The following is a 20343-nucleotide window of genomic DNA, read 5'->3' as shown; positions in this document are numbered from 1 at the left end:
TGTTCTCCCCTGGCAGCACGCCCCGGGCGCCGGTGCCCTCGGGCCGCCGCGAGAGGAGAACCCATCGTGCTCAGCACCTATCTGTCCCGCGACGCCGCCCGCCGACTGCGCCATGGCGCGCCATGGCTGCGCCGGGAAGACATCGTCTCCATGGAAGGCACGCCGCAACCCGGAGAGCCCGTACAGCTTCGGGACGAGGACGGCTCGGTGCTGGGCCTGGGTGACGTGGATTTAGAGGCGTCCTACGCGGTGCGGCGGCTCGGCCAGCCGGACGAGGCGGTGGAGGGCCTCATCCCGCGCCATCTCCGCCACGCCTTCGAGCGGCGGGCCCGGCTGGTGGACGACCCGCGCTTCTGCCGCGTCGTCAACGATGACGGGGACGGCCTGCCCGGCCTCATCGTGGACCGCTACGACACGCACTTCGTGGTGCAGACGCTCACCCGTGCCATGGACGCGCGCCATGAGGAGCTGACGCGCGCGCTGGTGGAGGTGGCGGGCGCGGGCGCGGTGCTGCTGCGCAACGACACCCTTCACCGGAAAGCGCTGGGCCTGCCCACGCAGCGCCCCCATGTCCTGTACGGCACCCCACCCCGCTGGTGCCGGCTGCTGGAGATGGGGGCCCGCTTCACCGTGGACCTCACGTACGGCCAGGGCACGGGCTACGCGTATGACCAGCGCGAGGTCCGCCGCTTCGTGGCGCGCATGGCCCAGGGCTCACGCGTGCTGGACGCCAGTTGCAACGTGGGTGGGCTCTTCGTCCACGCGGGCGTGCATGGCGCCCGTCACATCCTCGCCTTCGACGCCAACGCGGACGCCGCGGACCTGGCGCGGGAGAACGCGGAGGCCAACGGCCTGCTGGGCCGGGTGACGGTGGAGACGGGAAAGCCCCTCCAGGTCCTCCGTGCGGTGCGAGACACCTTCGACCTGGTCCTGCTGGACACACTGGCCGTGGCGACCGACGAGGAATTCGTGGAGTTGCTGCGTCACGCGCTTCGCAGGACGCGCCACGGTGGATGGTTGATGGTCACCGGGTACCATCCACCCCTCCCCCAGGACGGCTTTGACGACCTGGTGGCCACCGCCTGCGAGGGCGAGGCCCGTATCGCCACCCGGCTGGCCCGTCCTGGCCTGCCGCCGGACCATCCGACCCTGGCCGGCTCCCATGGGGCCGAGCACCTCCACGCGATGGCGTTGGAAGTCAGCTGAAGCCGTCCACCCGCGCGGCCGATGGAGTGCTAGTGTCCGCCGCCGCAATGACCAACGAAAACGTGCCCGAGTCCGCGCCCCCCGCCCAGGAAGGTTCCGTGGAGACCGTCCGCAAGGTGTATGCGGCCGACCTGCGGGAGAAGGACCGCGTCCATACCGTCTTCCGCGTCACCAAGAAGGAGAAGGTGACCGCCCGCAGTGGCAAGGTGTTCGTCGCCGCCACGCTCGTCGACAAGAGTGGCGAGGTGGACGCGCGCATCTTCGACAAGGTCGACGCGCTCGAGCCCGTCTTCCAGCCGGGCGACTTCGTGCTCGTCCAGGGCAACGTCATCCAGTTCCACGGCCGCTCCCAGATTGTCGTCGAGGCCGTGGAGCGCCTGGACCCCGAGCCCCTGGACCCCAAGGAGTTCGAGCCGCCCCCGGCCCCGCCCGCCGCCGAGGCGAAGCCCGCTCCGGAGACCAAGGCCGCCCCGGAAGCCAAGGCTGAGAAGCCCGAGAAGGCCGACAAGGGCGAGGCCCGTGGCAACGAGGGCCCGGGTGGCGCGCGCGCCGCCGGCCTCATCCGGGAGATGGTCACCGAGCGCATCGGCGACACCTTCGTGAAGCAGCTGCTGCTGTCCTTCCTGGACGACCCGAAGATCGCGGCCGGCCTGCCGGTGGCCCAGGGCGCCCGGGGCACGCACCACGCGTGGCGTGGCGGACTGGCGGAGCACCTCCTGTCGGTGATGCGGCTGACGCTCCGCGTGGCGGACCAGTACCCCATGGCGGACCGCGACCTGCTGCTGGCCGGCGCGCTGCTGCAGCAGGTGATGAAGGCGGCGGACGCCTCCGAGTCCTCCGACGAGGGCCGGCTGGTGGGCAACCTCGTCCTGACGGCGCAGAAGCTGCGCGAGAAGGCGCTGGCCATCCCCGGCTTCCCGCCGCTCCTGGAGCAGCACCTCACGCACCTGGTCATCTCCCAGCACGGCGACACGCAGCACGGCAGCCCGAAGTCGCCGGTGACGCTGGAGGCGCAGATCATCCACTCGCTGGAGTCGCTGGACGCGCGCATCGCCTCGTGGCTGGAGGCCATGCAGCGCGACTCGCACGACAAGTGGACGGACGTGGTGCGCCCCTACGAGCGCCAGCTGTGGAAGGGCCCTTCGCCCACCTCGCGGGGCCGCGCCCCGGTGGAGGGCGGTGGCCGCCGCAAGGGCCGCGAGGAGAAGCGCAAGGCCCGCGCGGAGAAGCCGCAGCAGCCGGGCACCCCGGCCGAAGCCGCCCCGCAGCAGGAGCAGGCCCAACGGCCGCCGCGCAAGGAGCGTCCGCCCCGCGAGGAGCGTCCGCCCCGCGAGGAGCGTCCGCGTGAGGAGCGCCCGCCCCGTCCGCCCCGCGAGGAGCGTCCGCCGCGTGACGCGAGTTCGCTGCCCAAGGAGCTGACCTTCAAGCCGTTCAGCGCGCTGACGTCGGTATCGCCCGATTCCGGCAACAAGGGCGGCGAGGGTTCTTCGGAGAGCTGAGGCAGCACATGGCGAAGAGGTTGGGAGAGCGCCTCATCGAGGCGGGACTCGTCAACGCCGGGGCCGTGGAACAGGCCCTGGAGCACCAGAAAATCACCGGCCACAAGGTTGGTGATTGTCTGGTGGAGCTGGGACTGCTCCAGGAAGCGGCGCTGCTGCGCTTCCTGGCGGCGGAGTTCCAGACGCGCTTCGTCAGCGCGGACAAGCTGGCGAAGGCGCGCATCGCCACCGAGGTGCTGGACCGGCTTCCGGTGCGCTTGGCCGAGGCGCAGAACGTGCTGCCGCTGGCGGTGGACCCGGAGCGCAAGCTGCTCTCCGTGGTCGCCGCCGAGCCGCAGAACAAGTCGCTGATGGACGAGATTGCCCTCGTCACGGGCATGTCGGAGGTCTACGCGTACGTGGGCCTGCGCAGCGCCATCTCCGCCGCCATCCGCAAGCACTACTACGGCGACCCCACCGCCTTCGCCGCGCTGCTGGAAGGCGCCAACGCCCAGGGCCAGGCCCCGGCCGCGCCGTCCCGCACGGGCGCACCGGAGCACGGGCGCACCTACGCGGGCGGCGGCACCGGGACGGGCACGGGCAACCGGGGCGGGCTCAGCCACAGCTTCCGCGTGGAGACGGACGCGCGGATGCGGCTGCAACGCGGCAGCAGCACCGGCACCCCCGCGGTCCGCCCGTCCACCCAGCGGCGCGAGCCCGGCGGCCCGCGCGGGCTGGTCAGTGACAGCGACTTCGTGGAGACGCTGGGCATCATGGTCGGCCTGCTGGAGCAGGACCGGCAGCGCCACCGCGGGCACTCCGCGCAGCTGGCGCGGCAGGCCGGCATCGTGGGCCAGCGCATGGGCATGCCCCACAAGGAGTTGGCCGCGCTGTCCATCGCCGCCTACTTGCACGACCTGGGCAAGCCGGCGGAGCGGCACTTCTCGCTGGCGAGCAACGCCGTCAATCCGGAGTGGAAGGCCCAGGCGAAGCTGGCCTGCCGCATCCCCACCCGCATGTTCGAGACGGTGCATCTGCCCGCGCAGACGAACACCATCCTCGCGCAGATGTACGAAGCCTGGGACGGCTCCGGCACGCCCCAGGGCGCCAAGGGCGAGGACATCACCCTGGGCGCGCGCATCCTCGCCGCGGTGGACAGCTTCCTGGAGCTGACGAAGAACCCGGGCAATGCCCTGGGCCGCGTGCTGCCCAAGGAGCAGGCCCTGGAGCACCTGCGCAAGTACGCGGGCGTGCTCTATGACCCGGTGGTGGCGGACATCGTCATCCAGCTCCAGAGCGGTGAGCTGCTGCGTCACCGGCTGGAGAGCGAAGGCCGCCAGGTGCTCGTGGTGGAGCCGGACGAGACGGCGCGCGGCGAGCTGCTGGAGGCGGTGCTGAAGCAGGGCCTGGTGGCGCACGCGCTGTCCACCGTCGAGGGCGCGCAGGACGGACTGGCGCGGCAGGACTGCGACGTGCTGGTGGTGAGCCTGCGGCTGGGCCTGCAGGACGTGATGGACCTGCTGGCGCAGGCCCGCTCGGCGCCTGAGACGGCGGGACTGCCCATCGCGGTGGTGGGCGAGCCCGACAACGGCACGCGGGAGCGCCTGCTCATGGCCGGCGCCACGGACGTGCTGTCGCCGGCGGACAAGCCCGCCATCGCGAAGACGGTGCAGGCCCTCTACGACGACCGGGTACAGCACAACGGCCCGGGGCGCGTGGTGCGCGGCAGCTTCGACGAGCTCCCCCCGCGTGAGCTGCTGCGCACGCTGGGTGGTGGCCACAAGAGTGGCCGGCTCAACCTGCGCCAGCACACGCTGGAGGGCTACCTGCACCTGGAGCGGGGCCGCGTCGTCTTCGCGTCCTTTGGTGGCCACTCGGGGGAGCCCGCCCTGCAGGCGCTGCTGAAGCTGAAGCAGGCGGACTTCCAGTACGACCCGGACGCGTTGCTGCTGGACGTGCCGCAGATGGACCAGGACCTCGCGGCCCTGGCCGGCGGCCTCAACGCAGGTTGAGGTTGAAGAGGGCGGCGGCGTTGGCGGTGGTGACCGCGGCCACCTCCTCCAGCGTCACGCCCTTGAGCTCGGCGACCTTCCTCGCCGTCTCCACTACGTGCGAGGGCTGGTTCTTCCGCCCTCGGTGCGGCACCGGCGCCAGGTACGGGCTGTCCGTCTCCACCATCAGCCTGTCCAACGGCGCGAAGCGCACCGCGTCCTGGAGCGCCTCCGTCTTCTTGTAGGTGATGACGCCCGACAGCGACAGCAGGAAGCCCCGGTCCAGGTAGCGCCGCGCCGCGTCCGTGTCGCCAGTGAAGCAGTGGATGACGCCCTTCGCTACGCCCGTCTCGCCGAGGATGGCGTCACAGTCGTCATGCGCGTCGCGAACGTGCACCACCAGCGGCTTGCCCAGCCGGAGCGCCAGCGCGCACTGCCGCCGGAAGACCTCCGCCTGCGCCTCGCGCGGTGAGTGGTCGTAGTAGTAGTCCAGGCCCGCCTCCCCCACCGCCCGGACCTCGGGACGCGCGCAGGTGCGCTCCAGCGTGGCCAGATCCTCCTCGGTGGCCCGAGCGGCCTCGTGCGGGTGGATGCCCAACGTGGGCGACAGGAACTCCGGGTGCGCCGCCGCCACCTCCAGCGCGTTGCCCCAGTTGCCCGGGCCGTGGAACTGGCCCACCACGACGGCGTGGACCAGCCCCGCCGCGCGAGCCGCGTCCAACACGGCCATGACGTCCGGGTAGTCCTTCACCTCGAGGTGACAGTGGGCGTCGACGAATTTCATGGCTCCTCCTGCAACAGCTCTTCCAGCTCGGCGCGGGCCTCTGGTGATGGAAAGGTACTCACCGCGTTGCGAACAGCCTCACGCGCCTCCGGCCCGCCCAGGCGCCACAGCCCGTCAGCGGCGTCCAATCGGCTGTCCTCGGAGGCCTGCGCGTCCTGGAGCAGCCCGACCAGCCAGGGCAGCGCCCGCGCATCGCCCAGCCGGCCCAGGCCTCTCGCGGCCGCGCCCCGGCAGGGGTCCTTCACGTCGTCCAGGACTTCCTTCAACCGCTCCAGCGCGCCGGGCACCTTCACCTCGCCGCAGAGCTCCACGGCCAGGGCCCGGTCCGGGCTCCACCGCTTCTTCGCCATCCGCTGGATGAGGTACGCCGAGCCGTCCGAATCGCCGAGCTTCGCCAGCACCCCCGCGGCCTGCGTCTTGTCGAAGGCGGGCAGGAGCCACCGGCCGAACAGCTTCTTCACCTGGGGCAGCGCGCGCGCGTCCCCCAGCTCCGCCAGCGCGCCCAGGGCCCGGAAGCGCAGCAGGTCCGCGTCCAGCGCCTCCAGCAACACCTCCAGCCCCGCGGCGTGCTGGAGGCTGGCGATGCCGCGTGCCGCCTCGAAGCGGACCTCGAAGGTACCGTCCTCCAGCATGGAGGCCAGCGCCCCGCGCAGCTCCGGCCGGGCCAGGTCCGCCAACCGCCCGGTGGCCTCCAGGCGGATCTGCCACTCCTCGTCCCGAAGCCGGGTGATGAGCAGGTCCGGCAGCTCCGCCGGAGGCACCACCACGGAGGCCAGGCTCACGCCCGCGCGGCGCACCTCCACCTGCTTATCCGCCAGCAGCCGGGGGAGCGCCTCGAGGAACTCGGCGGCGTGCTCGGGGACCTCCGACGCGAGGTGATAGAGCTGGAGCGCGGCCTCCGTCCTGAACGCCGGGCGCTTCTCGCGCTCCAGCGTCAGGAGGGCCCGGTCCCGGTCAGCACGCCAGTCCGTCACCTCACTTCACCTCGCTGCCAGGGGCCACATCGCCCGGGTCGAGCAGCGACAGCTCCTTGCCGCCCGGCCCCGCCGTCAGGAGCATGCCGCGCGACTCGATGCCCTTGAGCTTGCGCGGCTTGAGGTTGGCCACCACCACCACGTTGCGCCCGGTGAGCGCCTCGGGAGCGAAGGCCTCCGCGATGCCGGAGACGATGGTGCGCGGGCTCCCCTCGCCCACGTCCACCGTGAGCTTGAGCAGCTTGTCCGCCTTCTGCACCTTCTCCGCGGCCAGCACCTTGCCGGCCTTCAGCACCACCTTGGCGAAGTCGTCGTACTCGATTTCACCCGACGACTCGGCCGCGACAGCGCTCGGAGCCGCCTGCGTCGCGGCGGGAGCCTCGGCGGGCTTCTTCTCCGCCTTGGCGCCCTTGGCCGGCCCGGCCTCCGCGGCCTGCGGCGCCGCGGCGCCTTCCGGCAGCTTGATGATGGCGTTGACGCGCTCCTCCTCCAGCCGCGGCAGCAGCGGCTCGGGCGTGCCGATGGGACGGCTGCGATCCAACAGCGGGTACTTCGCGCCCTCCAGGGCCTGGAACGTCAGCGGCTCGGCGCCGAGCTGGGCGAAGAGCTTCTCCGACAGGCGCGGCGTCACCGGGGCAAGCAGCGCGCCCAGGAGGTAGGCCACGTCCGCGGCGTCGGACAGGTCCGCGCGAGCGACCTCCGCGTCCTTCTTCACCTGGGCCCACGGCGCGGCCGTCTGGAGGAAGCCGTTCGCGGCCGACGCAATCTCGGTGATGACGCGGATGGCGGACCGGTACTCCAGCTTGTCGAACGCGTCGCGCACCTCCGGCACGCGGGCGAGCGCGGCCTCCACCAGGGCGCGGCCCGGGCCCTCGGCACGGCCGGGCGCGAGACGCTTCTCCAGCGGACCGGCCAGCAGCGACAGGGCGCGGTTGGCCAGGTTGCCCACGTTGTTGACCAGCTCGCCATTCACGCGCTGGCGGAAGTCCTTGAGGTTGAGGTCCAGGTCTTCCACGCCCGGGCCCAGGTTGGCCGCGTAGAAGTAGCGCAAGTAGCTGGGGTCCAACTGGTCCAGGTAGTCGCGCACCGGCACCATGGTGCCGCGGCTCTTCGACATCTTCTCGCCGTTCACCGTGAGGTGGCCGTGGACCTTGATTTCGCTGGGGCCGTGGAAGCCCGCGACGTTGAGCACGGCCGGCCAGAACAGCGCGTGGAAGTAGACGATGTCCTTGCCGATGAAGTGGATGATGCGGGTGTCGGCGTCCGCGCTCCAGTAGTCCAGCGCGCTCTTCGCCTTGCCCGTCTCCTTCGCCCACTTCTCCGTGGTGGCGATGTACCCGATGGGCGCATCCAGCCAGACGTAGAAGTACTTGTCCGTCTCACCCGGAATGGCGAAGCCGAAGTACGGCCCGTCACGGCTGATGTCCCAGTCCGCCAGGCCCTTCTCGAAGAAGCCCTGGAGCTGGGTCGCCAGGCCCGGATGGAGGAAGCCCGGCTTGCGCAGCACGTCCTGGAGGAAGTCCGCGTGCCGCGACAGCTTGAAGAACAGGTGTTCGGAGTGCTTGCGGACCGGGGGCGTGCCACACAGGGCACAGCGCGCGTCGATGAGGTCCGTGGGGGCGTAGGCCTTGCCGCACTTCTCGCAGGCGTCGCCGTACTGGTCGGCCGCCTTGCAGTTGGGGCAGGTCCCCTTGATGAAGCGGTCTGGCAGGAAGCGGCGGTCCTTCTCGCAGTAGGTCTGCTCGATGTTCCGGCGCTCGATGTCGCCCTTCTCCTTCAGCCGCCCGTAGATGAGCTCCGCGTACTGGCGGTTCTCCGGCGAGTTGGTGGAGTGGAAGTAGTCGAAGCGGACATCGAGGTCGCGGAAGTCCCGCTGGTGCTCCTCATGGAAGCGGGCGATGAACTCCTCGGGCTTGAGGCCTTGCTTCGCCGCGTTCAGCTCGATGGGTGTGCCGTGGGTGTCATCGGCACAGAAGTAGACGACGTCCCTGCCGCACGAGCGGAGGAAACGAACGTAGATGTCGGTCTGCACGTACTCGACGGCGTGGCCGATGTGGACCGGGCCGTTCGCGTAGGGCAGCGCGCTGGTGACGAGAATTCTCTCAGCCATGGACTCTCCTGAGGGCGGCGGACCTTAGCCGCTCGGATGGCCGAGGTCATCGACGGCGTGAGGACCGCGGGCACGAATGCGCCACGGAGCCGGAGATGTTATCGACCGGATACGCATGTGCACCATCATCATCCTGCGCCACGTCCACCCCGAATGGCCGCTGGTGCTCGCGGCCAATCGGGACGAGTTCTACGCCCGCCCTGCTACTGGCCCCCAAGTTCTTCTGGAGTCCCCGCTCGCCGTGGGCGGCCGGGATGAGGAGCGCGGTGGGACGTGGATGGGTGTAACCCACGGCGGATTGTTCGTCGGCCTGACGAACCAGCGGGGCGAGCGAGGCCAGGGCCCGGCTCCCCGCTCAAGGGGCGAGGTGGTGCTCAAGGCCCTCCAGGCCGGCAGCGTGGAGGCCGTGGACCGGTATCTGGATACCCTGCCGGGCGATGAATTCATGCCCTTCAACCTCCTCTATGGGGACGCCCAGCGGCTGCGCGTGGCCTACGCCCGGAGGACGGACCGGCAGCTGCGGCGGGAGGACGTCCCCCCGGGGGTGCATGTCCTGCCCAATGACGTGCTGAACGCCCCCGAGTTGCCCAAGGTGGAACGGGCCCGGCTGCTGACGACCGAGGTGGCGAAGAAGCCCTGGCCGGAGCTGGAGGCGGGCTTGAAGGCAGTGCTGTCCGACCCGACCCTTCCCGCCGAGGAGCTGATTCCGCCCCCAGGCGCGGGCGAGGACCTGCCCCGCGACTTCCTGCAACGGCTCCAGGCGCTCTGCATCCATACGCCGCTCTACGGGACACGCTCGTCCGCCGTGGTGGCGCTGGCGCCGGGGCGCGTCGGGCACTACCTCGCCTCGGACACAGCACCGTGTCAGGGGCCGTGGAAGGACGTCACGGGCCTGCTGACCGGGCCCACCGAGTGACAGGCGGCGGGGACTCCGGCGCCTTCAAGGCGCAGCGGCGCCATGCTCGCCCACGATGACGCGGGCCCGCCCGTCCATGGAGAGCTTCACCTCCTCCACGGAGGTGAAGCCCGACTCGCGAGCCAGCTCGGCCAGGTGCCGCATCCACGGGTTGTAGGGCATGCCGTTGTCCGAGCAGCACGGCACCACGGCGAAGGGCAGCCGGTGCGCCGCCGCGTACTGGATGATGATGCGGGTGGCGCCATCCGGGTGCATGCCCACCACCAGCTCCGCCTCACACGGCTCCTCCAGGGTGAAGATGCGCTGGGCGTAGGTGACGGGCAGATGCTTGTGCCGCAGGTCGAAGGTGGTGACGGCGCGGCCTCGCTTCGTCAGCGCCTCGTTGAGCTTTCCCTGCCCGCCCGCCACGTCGAAGACGCGCGGCGCGTTGAAGCGCTCCACCAGGAAGTCCGCGAAGAGGTCGAAACGACGCTTGTCCGCCATATGCGCCTCCTCTAATAACCCGCGCCGTGCTGGCGCACACACACCGTGGCCAGCAGCCGCTCGATGACCAGCCGGCCGTTCGCCGACGACTTCAGCGCCAGGTCCGCCTCGGCGCAGGCCACCAGCGCGCCCAGCAACTCCCGCCGCTCATAGCCCGCCGCGGCCTTCATGCTGAACGTGAGCGCCCACGCGTTGGGCATCTTCCGCTTGCTGCCCTTCAGCTCCGCTTCCAGCCGGGGGAAGACGCGCGCCTCCACGTCCTTCGCGGTGCGAGGCGGATTGCCTCCCGCATAGCGCCACAGCCACTCATGGCTCTCCAGCAGGCCCCGGACGATGGAGGCGACCGCGCCCAGCAACTGCAACGCGTGCGTCCCCTGCCCCATGGCGTCATTCGCGTAGGACAGCGCCCCGCCGAAGTCGCGCTTCTGGAGCGCCTCGGACAGCTCGAAGAACTCCTCCTCGCGCGCGTGGTGGACCAGCGCGGCCACGTCCGCCCGCTCAATGGCGGGCCCTTCCGAATACGTGGCCAGCTTCTCCAGCTCGGACTGGAGCAGGCGGATGTTCCCGCCAATGCGCTCCTTGAGTTCGTCCAGCGCACCGGGGCCCAGCTTCTTCTTGAAGGGCGCCAGGAACTCCTTGGCGATGTCCGTCAAGTCCAGATCCTTGTGACGCGCCGCCACCTTCCGCTCGACGACGTAGCCCTTGTCGTGGGCCAGCTTCACCAGCGGATTCTTGGCGTCCATGTCGGACGCGGCCAGCACCAGCGCATGGCCCGCCGGCACGCCCTTCTGGATGAGGTCCAGCAGCGCCGAGGCATCCCCCTCCGGCGCGGAGATACGCTCCTCGCGGCAGAAGGCGGCCGCCTCCTTGAGGAAGGCGATGTCCACGTCGGCCAGCTCGACGTTGAGCTCGTCCTTCCACTTCTCCACGGACGGCGCCCCGGGAGTGCCCGGGTCCAACTGCTCCACTCCCCAGCCAGCACGGGCCGCCAGCGCCAACAGTCGCCGCGCGCCCTCCTTCCGCTTGCCCGCCTTCCACGCCTCGCGTGCCTTGCCCAGCGCGTCCCCTCGCCCCTTCTTGGGCGCCAGGAACTCCGGGTCGCGGACCAGCACCACCTTGCGGCCGGGGAACAGCGGCAGCGTGGCCAGCTCCTGCGCCACCTCGCGCGGGCTGCCCGCGTCCAACACGGCCAGGTTGAGGCCCATGGCCGCGTCGGGGACGAGCAGCTTCACCAACTCGTCAGCGCCCTTGCGGACCAGGAACTCCTCGCCCACCAACAGGTACACCGGGGCGACCTTGCCCCCCTTCACGCTGGCCAGCACGTCATCCATGTCACTGGCGCTCATCGCGACGTCTCCGTGAACAGGTCGATGAGCATCCGCTCCAGTTGGAGCCGGGGCGCACCGTTCCGGGCAATGGAGGCCCGCGCCGCATCCAGCAGCGAATGCCGGCGGTGCAGGAGGATGTCGGACGTGCGGCCCGCGACCTGCCGAGCCAGCTCCACCAGGTCGCGGTTGGCCAGCCCCGACTCCAGGCCTGCCTTCACCAGCGCCACGTCACGCGTCCACAGCGCCAGCAGCTCCAGTGTGCTCTCCGCCTCATCGCGCGAGCCACCATGGGCCTCCGCGAAGCGCAGCAGGCCGACGGCGTCCTCGCCGCGCAGGGCCTCGAAGGCGGTGACGATGTCCTTGCGCCGCGACAGCGCGTCCACATCCAGCGCCATGGCCCGGCCCAGGCTGCCACCCGCCATGACCGCCGCGAGTTTGGCCGTCTCCGCGTCCAGCTTGCGCGCCTCGGCCACGCGCTGGGCCACCATGTCCACCGGGAGCGGGCCGAAGTGCACCTTGCCGCACCGGCTGCGGATGGTGGGCAGCAGCCGGTCAATGGCGCTGGCCACCAGGATGAGGGTGGTGTCCGAGGGCGGCTCCTCCAGCGTCTTGAGGAACGCGTTTTGCGCCTGCACGTTCATCGTCTGGGCGGAGACGATGAGCGCCACCTTGCGGCGCGACTCCAGGCCGCGCAGGGCGATGCGCTCCTGAAGCTGGCGCACCTGCTCCACGCGCAGCTCCCGGCTAGGTGTCCCAGTGAAGTCGGACCGGCCCGCCAGTCCGCGGGACACCCGCTCATCGTCTGGCATCACCCAGGTGACGTCCGGGTGGAGGCCCCTTTCCACCCGCTGGCAGCTCGCGCAGGCGCCGCAGCCCACGTCTGGCTGCTCGGGGCACGTGAGGGCCTGGGCCAGCCCGACCGCCGCCAGCTCCTTGCCCACCCCTTCCGGCCCGGCGAAGAGGTACGCGTGGTGGACCGCGCCGCTGCGCAAGGCCGCCTGGAGGGCGTCCACCGCGCGGGGCTGTCCGAGTACCGTTGCGAGCGTCATGGCGCGTGTATCCCCGCTCACGCGGCACGCGTCAACGGCCGCCTTGACCCCCGTGGAGATGGCGGGAGACATTCCCCCCGCCTTGCTGCCCTTCCTTCAGAGCAATCTGTCCCTGGCCGTGGGTGCGCTGCTCATCGTCGTGCTGATGGGGGTGCGCGCCACCTCCCATGACGCCGACCTGCGACAGGATTTGAAGAGCGCCATCCGGCTCCTCATCGCGTTCATCGTCCTCCGGCTGGCCACATGGGCCCTGCCCGCGACGGCGCCAGAGGGCCTGCAGAAGGCGCTCCAGGTCAGCTGGATGCTGATGTTCACCTTCGGTGGCATCCGCGCCAGCGTGGCCCTGGCGCTGAAGTTGATCCGGCTGCGCGCGCCGGCGGTGGGCACACCGAAAATCCTGCGCAACGTCATCGACTTCACGCTGTACCCACTGGCGGTGCTGCCGCTCCTGCGCACCCAGTTCAACGTGGACCTGGCGGGCCTGGTGGCCACGTCCGCGGTGCTGTCGGTGGTCATCGGTCTGGCGCTCCAGGAGACGCTGGGCAACCTCTTCGCGGGCCTGTCCCTCCAGTTGGACCGCCCCTTCGAGGTCGGCCACTTCATCCGCATCGGCACACACACCGGACGCGTGGTCTTCATCGGCTGGCGCTCCATCCGCCTGGCGAACTTCCGCCGCGAGGTCATCACGCTGCCCAACAGCATGGTGGCCAAGGAGCTGGTCCTCAACTTCACCCAGGACCTGAACCCCGTCGGCATCGACGTGGAGTTCCGCCTGTCTCGGGACGCCGCGCCCAACCAGGTCAAACACGCGCTGCTGGAGACGATGCGGGAAACCCCGCTCATCCTCCCGGAGCCGTCGCCCATCGCGCGCACGCTGACCTACGAGGATTCCGCCATCCGCTACATGGTGCGCTTCTTCATCGCCGAGTACGGCCAGTCCGACGCGGTGAAGGAGGACCTCCACTCTCGCCTGTGGTACCGGCTGCGCCGGGAGAACATCGAGATTCCCTACGCCCAGCGCACGGTGCACGTGCGACAGGAGACGGCGCGCACGGAGCTGTCCGAGGACACCATCCGCAACCTCCTGGGCGCCGTGGACCTCTTCCAGACGCTGGACACGGAGGAGCTGGACCGGCTGCGGCAGGAGTCACTGGTGCGCCGCTTCGGCGCCGGCGAGCGCATCATCCAGGAGGGCGAGGAGGGGCGGACATTCTACGTGCTCGCCTCCGGCGAGGTGAGCGTGCGCACGGGGAAGTCCCAGTCGGAAGTCACCCGCCTGGGCCGGGGCAGCTACTTCGGAGAGATGTGCCTGCTGACGGGAGAGCGCCGTTCGGCCACGGTGGTGGCGGTGGAGGACTCGTTGCTCCTCGAAGTAGACCGACCCACCTTCGCCCGCCTCTTCGCGGAGTACCCCGGCCTGGCCCGGCAGCTCTCCTCCATGCTTGCCCAGCGGCGGACCCAGCTGCGCGCGGTGGCGGAAGCGAGCGGCACGAGCAGCGACGCCATTCCCGCCGAGGTCGGCCGTATACTCGGACGGCTGCGCCAGATATTCGGGCTCAACGCCACACACGAGTAGGCTGAACGCAGCGGGGGGGATGCCGTGACAGACCTCGGTACTCCGGTTCCAAAGCTGGGGCAGGTTCGACCCGCCTCATACTGTGCTGATTTGAACTGCTGGAAGCGGTACTTTCCAGGACTACTGTCATGACGGAAGACGCTGAAGGGCTTTCGGATTCTCCAGACATCGCGGTGGTAGGTATGGCCGCGCGACTGCCTGGAGCGCGCGATGTGGACACGTTCTGGCGCCGCGTGCGCGACGGCGTCGAGTCCGTCACGCACTTCAGTGACGCGCAGCTCTTGAGCGCGGGCGTGGACCCGGCGCTGCTCCAGGACCCGAACTACGTGAAGTCGGGCATGGTGTACGAGGGCCTGGAGGACTTCGACGCGGGCTTCTTCGGCTTCAGCGCGCGCGAGGCGTCCCTCATGGACCCGCAGCACCGCCACTTCCTGGAGGTGTGCTGGGAAGCGCTGGAGCACAGCGGCCATCCGCCGGAGCGCTTCAAGGGGCCCGTCGGCGTGTTCGGCGGCTCGGGCATGAACGCGTACATGCCCTACAACCTCTTCACCAACCCGCAGCTGATGGAACAGGTGGGCCTGTTCCTGGTGCGGCACACGGGCAACGACAAGGACTTTCTCACCACGCGCGTGTCGTACTGCCTGGACCTGCGCGGGCCCAGCCTCAACGTGCAGACAGCGTGCTCCACGTCGCTCGTCGCCATCCACTCCGCCTGCCAGAGCTTGCTGGCGCGCGAGTGCGACCTGGCGCTGGCGGGCGGCGTCACGCTGGAGCTGCCGCACTACCGGGGCTACCTGTACCAGGAGGGGGAAATCCTCTCACCGGACGGGCACTGCCGCGCGTTCGACCATCGTTCGCAGGGCACGCTCTTCGGCAGCGGCGCGGGCGTCGTCGTGCTGCGCCGCCTGGAGGATGCGCTGGCGGATGGCGACACCATCTACGCGGTGGTGAAGGGCAGCGCGGTGAACAACGACGGCGCGCGCAAGGTGGGCTACCTGGCGCCGTCCGTGGACGGACAGGCGGACGCGGTCGTGGAGGCGCTCAACGTCTCCGGCATCAGCGCCGACTCCATCGACTACATCGAATGCCACGGCACCGGCACGCCGGTGGGCGACCCGATTGAAATCACCGCCCTCACCCAGGCCTTCCGCACGCAGACGCAGAAGAGCGGGTTCTGCCGCATCGGCTCGGTGAAGACGAACATCGGCCACCTGGACACGGCCGCGGGCGTGGCGAGCTTCGTCAAGGTCGTCCAGATGCTGCGCCACAAGCAGATGGCGCCCACGCTGCACTTCGAGAAGCCCAACCCTCAAATCGACTTCGCGCGCTCGCCCTTCAGCGTGAACGCGACGCTCCGCGACTGGGCCGCGACCAAGGGCCGTCCGCGCCGGGCGGCGGTGAACTCGCTGGGCGTGGGCGGCACCAACGCGCACGTCATCCTGGAGGAGGCGCCCGCGCAGCCGCAGACGTCCTCCGCGCGTCCCTTCGAAACGCTTTGGCTGTCCGCGCGCACCCCCGCCGCCCTGGAGCGCGCCGCCCAGCGGCTGGCCACGCGGCTGGGTGAAGCGGACGCGCCGAACCTGGGTGACGCCTCGTACACGCTGCTCGCGGGCCGCCGCCGCTTCGCGCATCGCCGCGCCGTGGTGGCGTCGTCGCGCGAGGAGGCCGTGCGCCTGCTGTCGCAGCCGGAGGCCGCACGGACGGCCCAGGCACAGACTGAGGCGGAAGGCCGCTCCGTCGTCTTCCTCTTCCCGGGCGGCGGCGCGCAGTACCCGGGCATGGCGAAGGGCCTCTACGAGCAGGAGCCCGTGTTCCGCCGCGCGCTGGATGAGTGCCTGTCGCTGCTCGAACAGCACCAGTCGCTGAAGCTGCGTCCCCTGCTCTTCCCGGAGGCCGGCGCCGAGAAGGAGGCCCGCGCCCAGTTGGAGCAGGCCACCTACGCGCTGCCGGCGCTGCTGTCCGTGGAGCTGTCGCTGGCCGCGCTGTGGAAGGCGCGGGGGCTGACGCCGCAGGCCTGCATGGGCCACAGCATGGGCGAGTACGCCTGCGCCCAGCTCAACGGCGTGTTCTCGGTGAAGGACGCGCTGGGCATCGTCGCCTGCCGTGGCCGCCTCTTCGACCAGCTCCCCGCGGGCGCGATGCTCAGCGTGGAGATGCCCGAGGCGGAGTTGAAGCCGCTGCTGGGCGAGGGCCTGGACCTGGGCGCGCACAACGCACCGGGGCTGTGCCTCGTCTCCGGTGAAGTGGCCGCCATCGAAGCGCTGGAGGCCCAGCTCAAGGCCCGCGAGGTGGAGGCGCGGCGGCTGCACATCCGCGTGGCCGCGCACTCGCGCATGCTGGAGCCCATCCTCGCGCCCTTCCGAGAGTTCCTCGGCACGGTGCGCTTCTCCAAGCCCACCGGACCGTGGATCTCCAACGTCACCGGGGCATGGGTGACGCCCGAGGAGGCCACGTCGCCCGACTACTGGGTGCGGCACCTGCGTCAGCCGGTGCGCTTCGCCGAGGGCGCGGGCGTGCTCCTGGCGGACAAGGCGCGCGTCTACCTGGAGGTCGGTCCCGGCCAGACGCTGACGCAGCTGCTGCGCGCCCAGGTGGAGAAGCCGCAGGCCGAGCAGTTGGTGCCGTCTCTGCGGCACCCCAACGACACCGTGGCGGACCTGGCGTTCTTCCAGCTCGCGCTCGGCCGCCTCTGGGCCGCGGGCGTGGACCTGGACGCCGCGGCGCTCTTCGATGGCCAGAAGCGGCGCCGCGTGGCGCTGCCCACATATGCCTTCGAGCGTGAGCGCCACTGGGTGGAGCCGGGCAGCGGCACCTTCATGGCGCGGCGCGAGGGTGAGCGCCCGCTGGTGCGTGAAGAGAACGTGTCGCGATGGGGCTACGTGCCGCGCTTCCGCGAGCAGGCCGGCGCGGCGCCCGAGGCACCGGCGGAGAACGAGCGCTGGCTCCTCGTTGGCGAGCAGCACCTGCTGCTCAGCGAGCTGGCTCGCGAGCTGTCGGCGCGCGGCGCCCAGGTGATGCGCGTGCTGCCGGGCGATGCCTTTGGCCGCGCGGACGAGGGTCACTTCACCCTGCGGTTCGACGCGCGCGAGGACTGGGAAGCGCTCTGGGATGCGCTGGGCGCCGAGGGGCGCGTGCCGCCTCGCATCGTGGACGTCACCGGCCGGGACATGGCCCCGCTGGGTTGGGAACGCTCGGTGTCGCGGTACTTCATCACGCCGCTGGCGCTGATGCAGTCCCTGACCTCCGAGTCGCTGCCGCCGGGCCTGCGCTACATGCGGGTGACCCAGGAGGCCCTGCCCGCCGAAGGACACGCCACGAGCCCCGAGCAGGCGCTCAGCTTCGGTCCGCTGCTCGTGGGTCCGAAGGAGCTTCCCGAGCTCAAGGCCCGCGTGGTGGACCTGCAGCTGGTGGTCAACGTGATGGGCCAGGCGCGGGAGCTCGCGGACGAGCTGCTGCGTCCGGACGTCGAGGCGCCGGTGGCGCTGCGCGGTGGACGCCGGCTGGTGCAGGTGGTGGAGCGGACGGCGCTGGACGAGGGCCCGACGCCACTGCGCGACCAGGGCGTCTACCTCATCACGGGCGGCCTGGGCGGCATCGGCCGCACGCTCGCGGAGCTCTTCGCTCGCAAGGTGAAGGCCCGGCTCGCGCTGGTATCGCGGTCGGCGGCCAGCACGTCACACGCGGAGCTTCAGCGCACGTTGGAAGGCCTTGGCGCGCAGGTGCTGCTGCTCAAGGCGGACACCACCGACGCCGGCCAGCTGCGCGCGGCCATCGCCCAGGTGCGGGAGCGCTTCGGCGCCTTGCATGGCGTGGTGCACGCGGCGGGCACGCTCGAGGACGGGCCGCTGGAGGCGAAGACACGCGACTCTGCCCTGCGGGTGCTCGCGCCCAAGGCGATGGGGGCGCTCGCGCTGGAAGAGGCGCTGCAAGGCGCGGCCCTGGACTTCTTCGTCAGCTTCGCGTCGACGAGCGCGTGGCTCGGGCCCCCGGGGCAGGTGGACTACGTCGCCGCCAACGCGTACCTGCTGGCGCAGGCGACGCGGCTGGAGGCCACGGGCATCGCGAAGCGCGCGCTCGCGTTGGGCTGGGGCGTCTGGCAGGAGGTCGGCATGGCCGCGGCGCAGCTCGCGCCGCAGCTGCCGCCCGGTGAGTCCGTCAGCCACCCGCTGCTCCAGCGGCGCGTGGAGGCCCCCGAAGGGCACCACGTCTTCCGCGCCATCTACGACGCGAAGGCCCACTGGGTGCTGGATGAGCACCGCATGCGCGGCGGAGGCCCCGTCCTCCCCGGCACGGCCTACGTCGAGCTGGCCCGCGCCGCCTGGGCGCTGGCGCGTCCTGGCGAGCCGCTGGAGCTGTCGCAGCTCTCGCTGGTGTCGCCGCTGGACGTCCCGGACGGCGAGGTACGGGAGGTGGAGATCGGGCTGGCGCCGGAGGGCGACGGCATCACCTTCCGCGTGCGCAGCCGCGCGGCCGGCAACGCGTGGACGGAGCACGCCACCGCGCGGCTCCACCAGGCCACGGGCCAGCGTCCCGCGGCGCTGAACGTGTCCGCGGCGAAAGCCCGCTGCGGTGAGCGGCCGCTGACCTTCGGCGAGGGCGAACAGTCCCTGCCGCAGGACGCGCTCATCGCGTTCGGTCCGCGCTGGAAGGTGCTGCGCAGCGCGGGCTTCGGCACGTCCGAGGCCCTGGGCCGTCTGGAGCTGCCCGCCGCCTACCGAGAGGACCTGTCGACGTACGGGATTCCGCCCGGGCTGCTGGACATCGCCTCCGGCTTTGCCTTCTCCCTGCTCCCCGACGCGGGGCAGCCGGGGAAGCTGCACGTGCCCGTCTCCTACCGGCAGCTCCAGGTCTGGGGCCCCTGGCCCCAAGTTGCGCTGAGCCACGTCCGCGTGCGCCAGGAGGAAGGCCGCGGCGCGCTGCTCGACGTCACGCTCACCGACACGGACGGGAATGTCTTCTGCGCCATCGAGGGCTACCTCGTCGCGTCCGTCGAGGCGCGGCGTTTCGGCCGCTCGCCTCAGAAGAAGGGCTCACTGCTGGAGAGCTGGCTGCCTTTGGGCATCAAGCCGGCGGAAGGTCAGGACGCCTTCCTGCGCGCGCTGGCCCTCAAGGACACGCCCGCGCTCTTCGTCAGCTCCATGGACCTGCACACCCTCGCGGCCCGCATGCGCCCGAAGCAGGAGGCGAAGCCCGCGGCGGCCGCGGCCACGGCCCAGGCAGGCGCGCCGTCCGGTGTGGCGGCCGCGGATGCCCCACGCGACGACGTGGAGCGCAAGCTGGCGGAGCTGTGGCAGCAGCTGCTCGGTGCGCCGAAGGTGGGGCTCAAGGACAACTTCTTCGAACTGGGCGGACACTCGCTCATCGCGGTGCGCCTGTTCGCGCGCATCAAGAAGACGCTGGGCGCGGACCTGACGCTCGCCACGCTGTTCGAGGCCCCCACGCTGGAGCAGTGCGCCGCGCTGGTGCGGGAGGCCGCCGGGATTCCCTTCACGCCGGACGCCGCTCCGGGTGACGCGACGCCGGCCGCGCAGGCCCCAGGCGTCAAGGCGACGCCGAAGGCATGGTCTCCGCTGGTCACCATCCAGAAGGGCGGCAATGCCCTTCCCTTCTTCTGCGTGCACGGCGCGGGCGGCAACGTCCTCAACTTCCGCGAGCTGGCGCAGACGCTCGGCAAGGAGCAGCCCTTCTACGGGCTCCAGGCGCGCGGCGTGGACGGCAAGCTGCCTCCGGCCGACAGCATCGAGGAGATGGCGTCCATCTACCTGGAGGGCATTCGTCAGGTGCAGCCCCACGGGCCCTACCTGCTCGGCGGCTACTCCGGCGGCGGCGTGGTCGCCTACGAAATGGCGCAGCGGCTACACGCGCTGGGCGAGCCGGTGGCGCTGGTCGCGTTCCTGGACACCTTCCATCCGTCCACCCAGGAGCGGCGCCAGTCCCTCAATGAGCGCCTGCGGGAGCTGCGCCGGGAAGGCGCGGCCAGCTACGTCAGCCGGAAGCTGCGCACCAAGGTAGAGCGCGACGGCACCCGGCTGTTGAGCCAGCTCAAGCTGCGCTGGTACGAGCAGCGGGGAGAAGCGCTGCCCATCGAGCTGCGCAACCTCCAGCTCACCGAGCGCTTCCAGCTCCTGGCCAGCCGTTACGTCCCGAGCCCCTACGCCGGTCCCGTGACGCTGTTCCGCGCGCAGGAGATTCACGCCATCTACGCGCACATGGGCACCAGCCTCGGTTGGGAGCCGCTGGTGCCGGCGCTGAACATCCGCGAGGTGCCGGGCGACCACGACAGCCTGGTGCGCGAACCCAACGTCCACGTCCTGGGGCGGCTGCTCCGCGAGGCCTTGGACGACGCACAGCGCGGCACGCGTGACGAGGCGCGCCGGGTGGGAACGAAGTGAGGGGGGCGCGATTCAGAGTCAACCAGCGCTTCCCGCTGATCACCATTGGCGTGCTG

The 20343-nt window shown here is 70.9% G+C and carries 12 protein-coding genes; 6 read left to right on the top strand and 6 right to left on the bottom strand.

The window, feature by feature from the left end; all coding sequences use genetic code 11:
* The first annotated feature begins 66 nt into the window (after window positions 1-66).
* Genes BHS09_RS13775 through BHS09_RS13765 form a run of 3 tightly spaced genes read left to right on the top strand, consistent with a single transcriptional unit; the run spans window position 67 to window position 4696 of the window.
* Window positions 67-1206 (top strand): class I SAM-dependent rRNA methyltransferase, encoded by a 1140-nt coding sequence (locus BHS09_RS13775; RefSeq protein WP_140790341.1) that lies wholly within the window; start codon window positions 67-69, stop codon window positions 1204-1206.
* A 47-nt stretch (window positions 1207-1253) separates the two neighbouring features.
* Entirely contained in the window at window positions 1254-2705 is a 1452-nt protein-coding gene (locus BHS09_RS13770; RefSeq protein WP_140796447.1) for an OB-fold nucleic acid binding domain-containing protein, read from the top strand.
* 8 nt (window positions 2706-2713) lie between these two features.
* A complete protein-coding gene (locus BHS09_RS13765) occupies window positions 2714-4696 on the top strand; it encodes an HD domain-containing phosphohydrolase (RefSeq protein ID WP_140798088.1) in 1983 nt (660 codons plus the stop codon).
* On the opposite strand, the gene BHS09_RS13760 is transcribed toward BHS09_RS13765, so the two are convergent.
* Genes BHS09_RS13760 through metG form a run of 3 tightly spaced genes read right to left on the bottom strand, consistent with a single transcriptional unit; the run spans window position 4683 to window position 8543 of the window.
* The gene (locus BHS09_RS13760; protein WP_140790337.1) at window positions 4683-5459 is read right to left on the bottom strand and encodes a TatD family hydrolase; all 777 of its coding nucleotides are present in this window, start codon (window positions 5457-5459) and stop codon (window positions 4683-4685) included. The two genes, BHS09_RS13765 and BHS09_RS13760, sit on opposite strands and share 14 nt — an antisense overlap.
* Window positions 5456-6433: a HEAT repeat domain-containing protein gene (locus BHS09_RS13755; RefSeq protein WP_140798087.1), complete on the bottom strand. Its 978-nt coding sequence runs from the start codon at window positions 6431-6433 to the stop codon at window positions 5456-5458. The genes BHS09_RS13760 and BHS09_RS13755 overlap by 4 nt, the downstream gene beginning before the upstream one ends.
* A gap of 1 nt (window position 6434) precedes the next feature.
* Window positions 6435-8543 (bottom strand): methionine--tRNA ligase, encoded by a 2109-nt coding sequence (gene metG / locus BHS09_RS13750; protein ID WP_140798086.1) that lies wholly within the window; start codon window positions 8541-8543, stop codon window positions 6435-6437.
* A gap of 115 nt (window positions 8544-8658) precedes the next feature.
* On the opposite strand from metG, the gene BHS09_RS13745 reads away from it, so the two are divergent.
* Window positions 8659-9459, top strand: coding sequence for an NRDE family protein (locus tag BHS09_RS13745; protein WP_140798085.1), 801 nt, complete (start codon window positions 8659-8661; stop codon window positions 9457-9459).
* 24 nt (window positions 9460-9483) lie between these two features.
* Here the strand turns inward: BHS09_RS13745 and BHS09_RS13740 are convergent, their stop codons facing one another.
* The 3 genes from BHS09_RS13740 to holB are packed head-to-tail and all read right to left on the bottom strand — an operon-like array spanning window position 9484 to window position 12319.
* Entirely contained in the window at window positions 9484-9942 is a 459-nt protein-coding gene (locus BHS09_RS13740) for a hypothetical protein (protein ID WP_140790330.1), read from the bottom strand.
* 11 nt (window positions 9943-9953) lie between these two features.
* Entirely contained in the window at window positions 9954-11288 is a 1335-nt protein-coding gene (holA, locus tag BHS09_RS13735) for a DNA polymerase III subunit delta (protein ID WP_140790329.1), read from the bottom strand.
* A complete protein-coding gene (holB, locus tag BHS09_RS13730; protein WP_140798084.1) occupies window positions 11285-12319 on the bottom strand; it encodes a DNA polymerase III subunit delta' in 1035 nt (344 codons plus the stop codon). Before holB ends, holA begins: the two co-directional genes overlap by 4 nt.
* Here holB and BHS09_RS13725 point away from each other — a divergent pair.
* Window positions 12318-13895 (top strand): mechanosensitive ion channel family protein, encoded by a 1578-nt coding sequence (locus BHS09_RS13725; protein ID WP_140790326.1) that lies wholly within the window; start codon window positions 12318-12320, stop codon window positions 13893-13895. The two genes, holB and BHS09_RS13725, sit on opposite strands and share 2 nt — an antisense overlap.
* Window positions 13896-14023: 128 nt before the next feature.
* Window positions 14024-20287 (top strand): type I polyketide synthase, encoded by a 6264-nt coding sequence (locus tag BHS09_RS13720; protein WP_140798083.1) that lies wholly within the window; start codon window positions 14024-14026, stop codon window positions 20285-20287.
* Window positions 20288-20343: the final 56 nt, after the last annotated feature.

The sequence above is a fragment of the Myxococcus xanthus genome (genome assembly GCF_006402735.1).
Classification (GTDB): domain Bacteria; phylum Myxococcota; class Myxococcia; order Myxococcales; family Myxococcaceae; genus Myxococcus; species Myxococcus xanthus_A.
The sequence above is the reverse complement of the archived record's forward strand: the minus strand, read 5'-3'. Positions and strand labels throughout refer to the sequence as shown.